Below are 12,306 nucleotides of genomic sequence, written 5' to 3' on the forward strand. Positions count from 1 at the left end.
TTTATGAAAACAATTGCACTATTATTTATCACTCTTTTTATGGCAAAAGGGTGTTCGCAAGAATCTCAAAATGACCTTGCTACTGCGGAAATTGTATACACCGCTAATACTAGAGGTTTTTATCAAAAAATAACGATTCAAAATCACGAAGTATTTATCAATAAAACTCGTGGAGAGGAAAGCAAAGGAAATGCAACTAAGATTTCAGATGCCGATTGGAATGCGTTAGTTGGTCTTTTTAAATTAGTGAAATTAGATAGCTTAGCAACCTTTAAAGACCCTACACAAAAACGATTTTACGATGGCGCTGCTATTGCCAACTTAAAAGTTTCCTATAAAGAAAAAGAGTACCAAACCTTAGATTTTGATCATGGAGTTCCTCCAGTAGAAATAGAAAAAATTGTAAATAAAATAGTGTTGTTGGCTAATCCAAAATAATTCCAAATATCCCCAGATGACCATTACAGAATTAAAAGCAGAAATAGTTGACGAATTTTCATTATTTGACGATTGGATGCAACGCTACGAATATATTATCGACTTAGGGAAATCGTTGCCATTGATCGACGAACAATACAAAACGGAAGATAATATCATTAAAGGATGCCAATCTAAAGTGTGGGTTCATGGCCAATTAATGGAAGACAAAATAGTCTTTACTGCCGATAGTGATGCCATACTTACCAAAGGAATTATTGCTATATTGATACGTGTTTTTTCTAACCAAAAAGCCACTGATATTTTAGATGCTAATACCGATTTTATTGATGCCATTGGTTTGAAAGAACACCTTTCTCCAACACGTGCCAACGGATTAGTCTCGATGATCAAACAAATAAAAATGTACGCTTTGGCATTTAATGCTAAAAATTAAAAACAAAAACTAACGTGAGATTTTTAAGGTCTCGCAATGCAATAATTATGGAAGAATTTAAAGACGAAATTAATTTAGGAGAATCGGTTGTAAAAGTTTTAAAAAGCATTTACGATCCAGAGATTCCAGTAGATATTTACGAATTAGGATTGATTTACGATGTAATGATTAATGAAGAAAATGAAGTAAAAGTTTTGATGACCTTAACTTCTCCTAATTGTCCAGTTGCTGAAACTTTGCCACGTGAAGTGGAAGAAAAAGTAACTAAAATAGACACTATTAAATCTTGCGAAGTGGAGATTACTTTTGATCCACCTTGGAGCAAAGATTTAATGAGCGAAGAAGCAAAGTTGGAGTTAGGGATGCTTTAAAAAAGTGTTCAGTGTTCAGAAAGCAGAAAGCAGAATTTAGTGCTCAGTATTCTGCAATCCGTCTATAAGACCAAAAAATGAAAATTGAGTCTAAAAGACTGAAAATTGTGGTAACAAGAGTGAAATTTCAGGTTAATAACATGAATTTTCACTCTTTTAATATGAATTTTGAGGCTCCGAATCTGAGCACTGACGGGACAGATCACTGAGCACTGCTCACTGCTCACTGACCACTAAAAACTAAACCTTCTTCTTCAAATCCATAAACCAATTCGATAAAACCGGCAGCATAAACTCCGAGGTTTTTAAAATCGGATTAAAAAACATAGATTTAGCCTGTGTTTCTTTGGAAACTAAAGTATTGTTGATGTTTACTTTTTGAAATAAACTCAAAATCACGCCCAAGAACAAAGCTGTTCTTAAAGTTCCAAAAACAGCACCGCCTATTTTGTTTAATCCTCCCAACAACATAGCGCTAGCAATTTTAGAAAGGGCCTTTGCTAGTAAGTGAATTCCAATAATGACGACTATTAATATGATTACAAAAGCAGTTACTTTAGCCGTTTTGCTATCTCCAAGTACCGAAGAAAATTTTACTGCTAAATAAATTCCTACGAAAAACGAAATCAACGAAGCAAATTCCACAATAAGTCCGTTTCGTAAACCACGAATCAATCCAAAAACCAATAATGCACCTAAAACAATATCTATAAAGCCCATAATTTCTCTAAAAATGAATTGCAAAGATAACAGAAAAGAATATAGATAATAGAACAAAGAGAAAAGACTCTAAATGTGATATATTTGCAATCTAATAGAAATTTTTAGGGAAACGATCTATTTTAGCTTCGCTCTGTTCGGCAAGCCTAGGGTCTTTTCTCTATTTTCTTTCCTCTAAAAAATAAAAATGTCAAGAGATATACAACTAAAAGAACGCTGGGAAAATGTCGTGTCCATCCTTTCCAATCAATTTTCGCAAGGCGAGGATTTAGATTTGGATGCCATAATTTACCTTATCGGAGTGCAAGAATTTGGCAGGTTCCAACAATTATTTAAAAAAGACGAAAAACTAAACCTCATGCACATCGCCATTTGCCGATTGCTAGAGCCTTATGGCTATTACCAATTTGATTATGTAGATAAAGAAGGCTGGCCCCATTACATCATAAAAGAGGAACTTCCGCCTTTAAAAGCAGGAGAACAATCGGTTTTAATGAAAGAAGCCATTGTGAATTATTTTATCGAAAAAGAACTAATTGATTAACGATTGTGGATTAATGATGGTTGATTGTAGAATATTTTAAAAAAACCTACAACCTACAGCCTACAACCTACAACCTTTTTACTTAAATTTGCACCTTCAAAGAAATCCCGATGATAGACAAGATTAAACAACATATCGAAGAGGCTAAAGCATTCAATGACAAAAACAAAGAATCTTTAGAGCAATTCCGCATCAAATATTTAGGAAGTAAAGGCTTGCTGAAAGAACTTTTCACCGAGTTCAAAAACATTCCTAACGACCAGAAAAAAGACTTCGGGCAAGTAATCAATACCCTAAAAGCGGTTGCCGAAGAAAAAGTAAAATCCATTCAGGAAGAACTAGAAAGCAAAGAAGAAATAAAAGGATTCTATGGCGATTTAACCCGCCCGAGCGAACCTATTTCTATTGGCTCTCGTCACCCTATTTCTATAGTTAAAAACCAAATCATCGACATATTTTCTACCATCGGATTCAACGTTTCCGAAGGACCAGAAATTGAAGACGATTGGCATAATTTCACCGCATTAAACCTGCCAGAATACCATCCGGCACGCGACATGCAAGACACTTTTTTCATCCAAACCAATCCCGACGTTTTGTTGCGCACCCACACCTCATCCGTGCAAGTACGTTACATGGAAAACAACAAACCGCCTATCCGAACCATTTCTCCAGGAAGAGTATTCCGCAACGAAGCGGTTTCCTCGCGGTCGCACTGTATTTTCCACCAAGTCGAAGGTTTGTATATTGACAAAGACGTTTCTTTTGCCGATTTAAAACAAACTCTTTTGTATTTTACCAAAGAAATGTTCGGAAAATCTAAAATTCGTTTGCGCCCAAGTTATTTCCCTTTCACCGAGCCAAGTGCCGAAATTGATATTTACTGGGGACTAAAAACCGAAACCGATTACCGCATCACCAAAGGTACCGGTTGGTTAGAAATTGGCGGTTGCGGCATGGTAGATCCAAACGTATTGAAAAACTGCGGCATCAACCCCGAAGACTACAACGGATTTGCATTCGGAATGGGAATTGAACGCATCGCAATGTTATTATACCAAATTGGCGACATCCGTATGTTCTACGAAAATGACATCCGATTCTTAGAGCAATTCAAAGCGTCAATCTAGTCATTACGAGGCACTAATCAATCTAGTAATTTTCAGAAGCGAAAGTTTCGGGCATTTTAGTAAAGGTAATTCCTGCTTTCCGTTTCAATCTGTCATTGCGAGGAACGAAGCAATCCAATACCACTTTAGTTTATCGCAATGCCAGGATTTCCTCTCCAATCAGGGCTATTTGGCAATGATTGTCGAGTGAAAATAATACTACTAAGCAACACCATCTTAATAAACCACGGCTGAGTTAAGAAAAAAACCTTCGAGACTTAGTGTATTAGTGGCAAAACAACAACAATCATGAAAGCAGACATCACCATCCCCGAAGTAGAAAACGTATTCCTAGCAGCCATTTCCGAATGGAGCGATGACTTTATGGAAAAAGTTTGGAACGTCTATCTAGTTAACGACTCCGACTTCAATTTAGACGGCGTAATGGTCGTTTCCAAAGCCTTTGGCACATTAGATGGCGAAATGAAAAAAACGGCACTCTTGCGTCACGCCTACGTGCAAGTGCCATCGGTTTCAGTAGTAAAAGTAGAAATGATAGAAAAGAGTGTGCTAGCACTCAACAATGAGTTTATGGTGACCTACTTCATAGGAAACACCTTATACGACAAAAAATTCATCTTCCGAAAAAATACCATTAACGAAGAAACCACCGAAGAAGTGCCAATTTTGTTTGTTGAAGGTGTTATAGTAAGGTAGTTCCCGCCCAGTTTGTAATTCCGTAGGACACGAGCGAGCGCGTTGGTGTTTGTGGCTACGAGGCCATAGAATGCAGAGCGTAAAGTTACTGAAGAACTCTTCGGGGAGCGGGTATTTAGTAATAAATTTTCTATTATTTTTCGGTTTGATAGCCGTATTTATTTCCTTAAATTCATTATTAAATTCTGCATTTCTACTTTATTTTTAACAAAGGCATTATGACCTAAATAACCTAATTTATTTTCATTTCTTATAATATTTAAGTCATTAAAATTAGTAATATTTGAATTTAGTTCTTTGTTGATTTGTTCAATATTAAACGTTATTCTTATTCCTTTTTCAATATTTGATTCAAATGGCCAAATTCCAAAAATTGTTTTATTAAGTTTAACGTTTAAGTTTGTGATATTAAAAGATATATTTGCTCCAATTTGTTTGCAGTATTTAATAAACATTTCAAACTCTTCTGATTTATTAATGGTTTTAAAAATCCCTTCAACTTCTTTTAAATTTAACTTGTCTTTTCTTTTAGGTGCTGTATTTTTAAATTCTGGAAATTCAATTTGTGAGTCAGGTTTAGTCTTAATGTTAACAGACTTGTTTTTATATAAAGTTTTACCATTTTTATTTTTCCAAACAATAATTTCAGCATTAAAAAACCATTCTTTTTGTCTTTCTTCGATTACTTTAATTAATAATTTTAAAGCATTTTCAGAAATTCTATTTGCAACTATTAATGCGTTTGGGATTTTATCTTTGGTATAAAAACTTGAAATAGAGTTATAAATTCTTGCATCCTCTTTTCTGTAAATTTGCTTTAAAACTTGACCTATTTTTTTCTCAATAGACGAACCTTTACTATTCTTATACAAGACCATACCTTTACTTATATTGTCTTTGAACTCAATTAAAATAAGTTCGTTTTCAATGTATCCTGCACTATCAAAAGGGTCACTTCCTGAAGTGTCGGAATCTTCAAAAAGTTCAATATAGTTTCTCGTTTTTATTAACCAATGAATAAACTCATTAGTTAATAATATTTCCTTATGTGAGATATTGTCATTCATTCTTATATGGCTACCAAATCTTATATGTATGATAAAGTTGGACCAATCTACCCAATATAGGGTGGCTTTGTATGACAACAGTTCAACTTTATTTCTTTTCAAATATAGATTTTAAATGAATAAATACTACTATCCTGGCTAAATTTATAATCAACAAGGTTACAGCCGCCATAAAATTACTTTTTGCTGCCATCTACAAACTTATTGCTACTCTAATTATCTAATTATATGCTAACGTAATATATATATTTGCCATAAAATTAGATGTAGATGCCATCTACAATGTTGCCGATGGCATAATTATGTATGAATATGCCATCTACAACTTTGACGATGGCATAATTATGTCTGACGATGCCATCTACAACAATGACGATGGCATAATCATTTACTATTAGTTGGCCAAAAGACAAATCGGGAACCTAACAATTATCATATTTTAAGCACTTGTCTTCGAGTAGTTTTGAGGAAATTTTCAAACTATGATTTACTGGAAAAAATTATCCAAAGAAGAACGAAATAACAAGGTACAAAAGGCATTGAACGCTAACGTGAATTTTGCCAAAGACACCTCTTTGGGTTATCCTGCCTCCAAATTGGACGATAAAGTATTTTATGATGCTGATTTTTTAAAGGATGCTCCCGTTTTACAAACGTTTGTTGCCAACCCCAATCACATTGGATGCCACACTTTAGGCGATTCGGAAAGTGCTTTTAAAGGAACGCACGTATTGGAAAAAGAAGTGTTGGATGTTTTGGCTGTAGATGTTTTTAAAGCAAATCCCAACGGATATGATGGTTATATTTCTCCGGGTGGAACCGAAGCCAACATTCAAGCCATTTGGATGTATCGGAATTTATTCCAATATAAAAACCAAGCAATGCTGGCAGAAATTGTAATTCTGACATCGGAAGACACGCATTATTCTATACCAAAAGCGGCAAATGTATTGCAATTGGATTGGTTGAAAATTCCGGTGGCATTTGAAAACAGAGAAATTAATGCACTGGCATTAGAAGCAATTATTGTTACTGCCAAAGAAAACGGAAAAAAATACTTTATCGTGGTTTCCAATATGGGAACGACCATGTTTGGCTCGGTAGACAATCCCGAAGTTTATACCACTATTTTAGAAAAATACAATTTAGAATATAAACTCCACATTGATGGTGCTTATGGCGGATTTGTATATCCGTTTAGCAATGAAAAATCGATAATCAATTTCAGTAATCCGAAAATTAGTTCGATTACTATTGACGCGCATAAAATGCTGCAAGCACCTTATGGCACTGGCGTTTTCATTTGCCGCAAAGGCTTAATTGAAAATGTACTAACCAAAGAAGCGCAATATGTAGAAGGAATGGATTTAACCCTTTGCGGAAGTCGCTCTGGTGCTAATGCGGTTGCCGTTTGGATGATTTTATTTACTTACGGACCACACGAGTGGTTTGAAAAAGTGAGTGTTTTGCAAATGCGAACCCAATATTTATGCTCCGAATTGGATAATTTAGGCATCCGCTATTTTAGAGAACCGCACATGAATATTGTAACTATTCACTCCGAATTTATTCCGAAAAGCATAGCCGAAAAATACGATTTAGTTCCAGAAACCCACAATGCGGAAAATAAATGGTATAAAATTGTGCTGATGAATCACGTTGAAGTCCAACATTTGACTATTTTTATAGACGAATTGAAGGAAACACTTTTATGTTTAAAAGAGAACTAAGAAAAAAATATAAAGAATTACGGCACGAATTATCTTCAGAAGAAGTGGAAGAATGGAGTTTGGCAATTGCCAATCGGTTGCTTTCATTGGATATTTGGGATAAATCCTACTATCATTTATTTGTAACTATTGCCGAACAAAAAGAAATTGATACCGAGTTCCTCCTGCATATTTTAGCGGGAAAAGATAAAGAAATTGTAGTTTCCAAAAGTGATTTTGCAACATTGGGAATGACACATTACATTTTAACGGACAATACCAAATTCCAAAAAAACGCTTATAATATTCCAGAACCTATTGATGGCTTGGAAGTTCCTGTGGTTAAAATAGAGGTGGTTTTTGTGCCGCTTTTAGCATTTGATGTAAAAGGAAATCGAGTGGGTTATGGGAAAGGATTTTACGATATATTTTTATCGGAATGCAAGCCCGAAACCATAAAAATAGGGTTATCTTTCTTTGATGCAGAAGAAATCATAGAAGATGCTTCTGAAAAGGACATCCAACTAGATTATTGCGTAACTCCAAATAGGATTTATAAATTCTAAAGTGTTGTATTAATTAGAATGTGCGAAAGCTTTTTTGTTGAAGAAAATCAAGATTCCAACTCCGGTAGAAATAGCAAAATCGGCAACATTAAAAATAGCATTGAAGAACGTAATTTGTTTTCCGCCAAGAAAAGGAACCCAACTAGGCATTAAATAATCTTCAATAAAAGGGAAGTAAAACATATCTACCACTTTACCATGAAACAAAGTTCCGTAAGGAGTTTTTGGGAAAAATGTGGCTAGATGGTGGTGGCTATCGTCAAACATTACGCCATAAAAAACCGAATCAATAATGTTTCCGAATGCTCCTGCAAAAATCAAACAAATAGCAACTATTAAATAGCGCGATCTGTTTTTTCTAGTAGCATCCCAAAGCCAATATCCGATGGCACCAACAGCGAAAATTCGGAAAATCGTTAAAAACAACTTGCCATATTCCCCAGGAATAACAGTTCCCCAAGCCATTCCTTCATTTTCAATAAACAAAATTTTAAACCATCTAAAAACTTCTACTTGTTCGCCTAAAACAAAATTCGTTTTTACAAACATCTTTGAATATTGATCTATAACTAATATCAAAAAGATAATAAATGCCGAATTGCGTAGTTTCATGTTTTTCTGGATTTGCTGACTGCAAAAGTAGTATTATTTTTCTAAAAAAAACGCCCCTAAAAAGGAGCGTTTTGAATTGTATATAAAAAGAGGTTTTATCGTTGCAAGTTTTTCGCTTCGATACTCATAGTTGCATGAGGAACGATTTTCAATCGTTCTTTACCAATTAACTTTCCAGTTACTTTACAAACCCCGTAGGTTTTGTTTTCTACACGGAAAAGCGCATTTTTTAAATCGCGAATGAACTTCTCTTGACGAATTGCCAATTGCGAGTTTGCCTCTTTACTCATGGTTTCGCTTCCTTCTTCAAATGCTTTAAAAGTAGGCGATGTATCGTCGGTACCATTATTTAAATCATTCATATAAGCACTTTTGATTAATTCTAAATCGGTTTGTGCTTTTTCAATTTTGTTAAGGATAATTTCTTTGAACTCGGCTAAATCAGCTTCGGAGTATTTCATTATTTCATCAATCATCTGTATTCTATTTTGAGATTAATATTTTAGTTTTTATATCGTCGAACTCAATTTCTATGCCATTTGGTACTTCTTCTACAAAAAGTAATTCCTTGGTTAAGGTTTCCGACATAATATATTCTTCATTATTTTTTATTGCTGGTTCCAATTCCACATGGTGTTGAATTTGAACTTTTATTTTGTCTGTAACTTCAAATCCAGAATCTTTACGAATGTTTTGAATTCTATTTACCAGTTCTCTTGCTATTCCTTCCTGCTTTAATTCTTCAGAAATGTTTATGTCTAAAGCCACTGTAATTCCGTTGGCACTTGCAACTAACCATCCCGGTATATCCTGTGAAGTAATTTCTACATCTTGGGAGGTTAAAATTACACTATTTCCTGAAATAACAAGTGACAGTTCACCTTTGGCTTCCAACTCATTGATTTGTTCCGCCGTTAAACCTTGTATCTCTTTAGCAATCAGATTCATATCTTTCCCAAATCGAGGTCCGAGGGCTTTGAAATTAGGCTTAATTTGCTTCACTAATACTCCCGATGCATCGTCTAAAAGTTCAATTTCTTTGACGTTTACTTCTGCTTTTATCAACTCAGAAACTGCCTCAATTTCAGCACGTTGGTTCTCGTCAAGTATCGGAATCATTACCCTTTGCAAAGGTTGTCGCACCTTAATCATTTCCTTTTTTCGAAGGGATAATACTAATGAAGAAACCGTCTGAGCTTTCATCATTCTGCTCTCCAACGATTTATCAACAAAGTTTTCAACCGAACTTGGAAACTTTGCCAAATGTACACTGTCAAATTCTTCTGATTGTGTTGCCTGCGTTAAATCTCTGTAAAGTTTGTCCATGAAAAAAGGAGCAATTGGTGCCGAAAGTTTCGCTACGTTTAACAAACACGTGTATAATGTTTGGTAGGCAGCAATTTTATCGGTGCCATATTCGCCTTTCCAGAAACGTCTTCTGCACAGTCTAACGTACCAGTTACTAAGGTTTTCTTGCACAAAATTAGATATGGCTCTTGCTGCTTTAGTTGGCTCGTATTCTTCATAAAAATCATCTACTTCTTGTATTAAAGTATGCAATTCGGATAAAATCCAACGGTCAATTTCTGGTCTTTCGTTTAACGGAATTTCTGCTTCAGCATAGGTAAAACCATCGATATTAGCATACAAACTAAAGAACGAATAGGTGTTGTATAAAGTTCCGAAGAATTTTCTACGAACCTCAGCAATTCCTTCTAAATCAAATTTTAAATTGTCCCACGGATTGGCATTAGAAATCATGTACCAACGTGTAGCATCCGGACCATATTCTGCTAAAGTTTCAAATGGATCTGCAGCATTTCCTAGACGTTTGGACATTTTTTGTCCGTTTTTATCCAATACTAATCCATTAGAAACTACATTTTTATAAGCAATTTTATCAAAAACCAACGTTGCAATAGCGTGTAAAGTATAGAACCATCCACGAGTTTGATCCACTCCTTCCGCAATAAAATCGGCTGGGAATGCTTTATTTTCGTCAATTAAATCTTTGTTTTCAAATGGATAATGCCATTGCGCATAAGGCATCGCACCCGAATCGAACCAAACATCAATCAAATCGGATTCCCGTTTCATTTCCTTTCCGGAAGGGGAAATCAACACAATTCCATCGACTACATTTTTATGTAAATCGACTAAATCGTAGTTTTCTTCGCTCATGTTTCCAACTTCAAACCCTTGAAACGGATTTTCTTTTTGGAAACCTGCTGCGATAGATTTCTCAATTTCCGAACATAATTCTGCAACCGATCCAACTAATAATTCTTCCGTTCCGTCTTCGGTTCTCCATATTGGCAATGGAATTCCCCAATATCTGGAACGCGATAAGTTCCAATCGTTGGCATTTTTTAACCAATTTCCAAAACGTCCTTCACCAGTTGCTTTTGGCTTCCAGTTGATGGTATCGTTCAGGTCGAACATTCTATCTTTGATTTCGGTTACTTTGATGAACCAAGAATCTAACGGATAATATAATATTGGCTTGTCGGTTCTCCAACAATGTGGGTAACTATGTACGTATTTTTCGACTTTAAAAGCCTTGTTTTCTTCTTTTAATTGGATGGCAATTTCCACATCGGCAGAACGTTCGGGGGCTTCCCCATCGTTGTAATATTCGTTTTTAACGTATTTGCCAGAATATTCTCCCAAACCTTGAATAAATTTACCTTGTAAATCTACTAAAGGAACTGGATTTCCGTTTTCATCCAAAACTAACATTGGCGGCACTTCTGGAGTTGCTTCTTTGGCAACTTTAGCATCATCTGCTCCAAAAGTTGGTGCAGTATGTACAATTCCAGTTCCGTCTTCGGTGGTAACAAAATCTCCAGCAATTACTCTAAACGCATTTTCTGGATTTTGATACGGCAACGCTAATGGCATCAATTGCTCGTAACGAATTCCAACTAAATCAGCGCCTTTGCATTCGGCTAGAATTTGAAATGGAATCTTTTTATCTCCTTCTTTAAAATTTTCAAAATCAGAAGGTTCGTTAGATTCAAAAAATCCTTTTCCGAATTGTTTTCCAACAAGGTTTTTAGCCAAAATAACTTTCGCAGGACGGAAGGTATATTGGTTGAACGTTTCTACCAAAACATAATCAATTCTTGGTCCAACGGTTAATGCTGTATTACTTGGTAAAGTCCAAGGTGTGGTGGTCCAAGCAAGGAAATATAAATCCCCTCCCCGACCCTCCCCAAAGGGGAGGGAGGAAAGACGAAATGCTTTTAAGACATCGTTTGCAGTTCCCCCTTCGGGGGTTAGGGGGCTTTTAAATTGTGCGACTACGGTGGTATCCGTTACATCTCTATAACTTCCGGGTTGGTTTACTTCGTGAGAAGATAATCCTGTTCCGGCTTTTGGAGAATAGGGTTGTATTGTGTAGCCTTTGTATAGTAAATCTTTGTTGTAAATTTGCTTTAGCAACCACCAAACGGTTTCCATGTATTTGGATTTGTAGGTCACATACGGATCTTCCATATCTACCCAATAACCCATTTTTTCGGTAAGGTCGTTCCAAACATCCGTATAGCGCATTACGGTTTTCTTACACGCTTCGTTGTATTCTTCTACCGAAATGGTTTTCCCGATGTCTTCTTTAGTGATGCCTAATTCTTTCTCGGTTCCTAATTCTACTGGCAAACCATGAGTGTCCCAGCCGGCTTTACGCTTCACTTGGAACCCTTTTTGCGTTTTATAACGACAAAAAATATCTTTAATAGCACGCGCCATTACGTGGTGAATACCAGGCAATCCGTTAGCAGAAGGTGGTCCTTCAAAAAAAACGAATGGGGTATTTCCTTCTCGTGAAGTTACTGATTGTTCAAAGATGTTCTTTTCTTTCCAAAATTTTAGAACTTCTGACGCTACCGTTGGCAAGTCAAGTCCTTTGTATTCCGTGAATTTTGTGCTCATTTTGCCTTTTATATAAACGATTTGCGAAAGTAATAAATTTATGCCGAAATCAAAAGTTGAAAGTCAAAAGTTGAGGTTTTGATT

13 protein-coding genes are annotated in these 12,306 nt (G+C 35.6%); 8 read left to right on the forward strand and 5 right to left on the reverse strand.

Annotation, left to right across the window (positions count from 1 at the left end; all coding sequences use genetic code 11):
• Positions 1-3: 3 nt before the first annotated feature.
• From ACIQ2J_RS00770 to ACIQ2J_RS00780, 3 genes are read left to right on the forward strand one after another with little or no spacing between them, the layout of a single operon-like run.
• Complete coding sequence (locus tag ACIQ2J_RS00770; protein WP_396165515.1) at positions 4-438, forward strand: hypothetical protein; 435 nt, start codon at positions 4-6, stop codon at positions 436-438.
• A gap of 16 nt (positions 439-454) precedes the next feature.
• Positions 455-874, forward strand: a complete 420-nt coding sequence (locus ACIQ2J_RS00775; protein ID WP_396165517.1) for a SufE family protein — start codon at positions 455-457, stop codon at positions 872-874.
• 47 nt (positions 875-921) lie between these two features.
• Complete coding sequence (locus ACIQ2J_RS00780) at positions 922-1,245, forward strand: SUF system Fe-S cluster assembly protein (protein WP_396165519.1); 324 nt, start codon at positions 922-924, stop codon at positions 1,243-1,245.
• 240 nt (positions 1,246-1,485) lie between these two features.
• Here the strand turns inward: ACIQ2J_RS00780 and ACIQ2J_RS00785 are convergent, their stop codons facing one another.
• Positions 1,486-1,965, reverse strand: a complete 480-nt coding sequence (locus ACIQ2J_RS00785; protein ID WP_396165521.1) for a CvpA family protein — start codon at positions 1,963-1,965, stop codon at positions 1,486-1,488.
• Positions 1,966-2,152: 187 nt separating this feature from the next.
• Between ACIQ2J_RS00785 and ACIQ2J_RS00790 the strand changes: the two genes are divergently transcribed.
• The 3 genes from ACIQ2J_RS00790 (at position 2,153) to ACIQ2J_RS00800 (ending at position 4,335) form a co-directional block, all read left to right on the forward strand.
• On the forward strand, positions 2,153-2,509 hold the full coding sequence (locus tag ACIQ2J_RS00790) for a hypothetical protein (RefSeq protein WP_396165523.1): 357 nt from the start codon (positions 2,153-2,155) through the stop codon (positions 2,507-2,509).
• Between the two features lie 110 nt (positions 2,510-2,619).
• Positions 2,620-3,639, forward strand: coding sequence for a phenylalanine--tRNA ligase subunit alpha (locus ACIQ2J_RS00795; RefSeq protein ID WP_396165525.1), 1,020 nt, complete (start codon positions 2,620-2,622; stop codon positions 3,637-3,639).
• Positions 3,640-3,927: 288 nt separating this feature from the next.
• On the forward strand, positions 3,928-4,335 hold the full coding sequence (locus tag ACIQ2J_RS00800; protein ID WP_396165528.1) for a hypothetical protein: 408 nt from the start codon (positions 3,928-3,930) through the stop codon (positions 4,333-4,335).
• A gap of 158 nt (positions 4,336-4,493) precedes the next feature.
• Here the strand turns inward: ACIQ2J_RS00800 and ACIQ2J_RS00805 are convergent, their stop codons facing one another.
• Positions 4,494-5,402: a hypothetical protein gene (locus tag ACIQ2J_RS00805; RefSeq protein ID WP_396165530.1), complete on the reverse strand. Its 909-nt coding sequence runs from the start codon at positions 5,400-5,402 to the stop codon at positions 4,494-4,496.
• Positions 5,403-5,884: 482 nt separating this feature from the next.
• Between ACIQ2J_RS00805 and ACIQ2J_RS00810 the strand changes: the two genes are divergently transcribed.
• Both ACIQ2J_RS00810 and ACIQ2J_RS00815 read left to right on the forward strand, forming a co-directional pair.
• A complete protein-coding gene (locus ACIQ2J_RS00810) occupies positions 5,885-7,132 on the forward strand; it encodes a pyridoxal-dependent decarboxylase (RefSeq protein ID WP_396165532.1) in 1,248 nt (415 codons plus the stop codon).
• Positions 7,114-7,677 (forward strand): 5-formyltetrahydrofolate cyclo-ligase, encoded by a 564-nt coding sequence (locus ACIQ2J_RS00815; RefSeq protein ID WP_396165534.1) that lies wholly within the window; start codon positions 7,114-7,116, stop codon positions 7,675-7,677. The genes ACIQ2J_RS00810 and ACIQ2J_RS00815 overlap by 19 nt, the downstream gene beginning before the upstream one ends.
• Before the next feature lie 9 nt (positions 7,678-7,686).
• Here ACIQ2J_RS00815 and ACIQ2J_RS00820 read toward each other — a convergent pair whose 3' ends face one another.
• The 3 genes from ACIQ2J_RS00820 to ileS form a co-directional block, all read right to left on the reverse strand.
• On the reverse strand, positions 7,687-8,289 hold the full coding sequence (locus ACIQ2J_RS00820) for a lipoprotein signal peptidase (protein ID WP_396165536.1): 603 nt from the start codon (positions 8,287-8,289) through the stop codon (positions 7,687-7,689).
• Positions 8,290-8,384: 95 nt separating this feature from the next.
• Positions 8,385-8,765: a TraR/DksA family transcriptional regulator gene (locus tag ACIQ2J_RS00825; protein ID WP_396165538.1), complete on the reverse strand. Its 381-nt coding sequence runs from the start codon at positions 8,763-8,765 to the stop codon at positions 8,385-8,387.
• A 7-nt stretch (positions 8,766-8,772) separates the two neighbouring features.
• The gene (ileS, locus tag ACIQ2J_RS00830) at positions 8,773-12,222 is read right to left on the reverse strand and encodes an isoleucine--tRNA ligase (RefSeq protein WP_396165541.1); all 3,450 of its coding nucleotides are present in this window, start codon (positions 12,220-12,222) and stop codon (positions 8,773-8,775) included.
• Between the last annotated feature and the right edge of the window lie 84 nt (positions 12,223-12,306).

It is taken from the genome of Flavobacterium sp. (assembly GCF_044357305.1).
Lineage (GTDB): Bacteria > Bacteroidota > Bacteroidia > Flavobacteriales > Flavobacteriaceae > Flavobacterium.

Coding starts and splice junctions, on each gene's coding strand:
- ACIQ2J_RS00775 (WP_396165517.1), top strand. CDS start 455: ATGACCATTACAGAATTAAAAGCAGAAATAGTTGACGAATTTTCATTA.
- ACIQ2J_RS00770 (WP_396165515.1), top strand. CDS start 4: ATGAAAACAATTGCACTATTATTTATCACTCTTTTTATGGCAAAAGGG.
- ACIQ2J_RS00790 (WP_396165523.1), top strand. CDS start 2,153: ATGTCAAGAGATATACAACTAAAAGAACGCTGGGAAAATGTCGTGTCC.
- ACIQ2J_RS00815 (WP_396165534.1), top strand. CDS start 7,114: ATGTTTAAAAGAGAACTAAGAAAAAAATATAAAGAATTACGGCACGAA.
- ACIQ2J_RS00825 (WP_396165538.1), bottom strand. CDS start 8,765: ATGATTGATGAAATAATGAAATACTCCGAAGCTGATTTAGCCGAGTTC.
- ileS (WP_396165541.1), bottom strand. CDS start 12,222: ATGAGCACAAAATTCACGGAATACAAAGGACTTGACTTGCCAACGGTA.
- ACIQ2J_RS00810 (WP_396165532.1), top strand. CDS start 5,885: ATGATTTACTGGAAAAAATTATCCAAAGAAGAACGAAATAACAAGGTA.
- ACIQ2J_RS00780 (WP_396165519.1), top strand. CDS start 922: ATGGAAGAATTTAAAGACGAAATTAATTTAGGAGAATCGGTTGTAAAA.
- ACIQ2J_RS00785 (WP_396165521.1), bottom strand. CDS start 1,965: ATGGGCTTTATAGATATTGTTTTAGGTGCATTATTGGTTTTTGGATTG.
- ACIQ2J_RS00820 (WP_396165536.1), bottom strand. CDS start 8,289: ATGAAACTACGCAATTCGGCATTTATTATCTTTTTGATATTAGTTATA.
- ACIQ2J_RS00800 (WP_396165528.1), top strand. CDS start 3,928: ATGAAAGCAGACATCACCATCCCCGAAGTAGAAAACGTATTCCTAGCA.
- ACIQ2J_RS00795 (WP_396165525.1), top strand. CDS start 2,620: ATGATAGACAAGATTAAACAACATATCGAAGAGGCTAAAGCATTCAAT.
- ACIQ2J_RS00805 (WP_396165530.1), bottom strand. CDS start 5,402: ATGAATGACAATATCTCACATAAGGAAATATTATTAACTAATGAGTTT.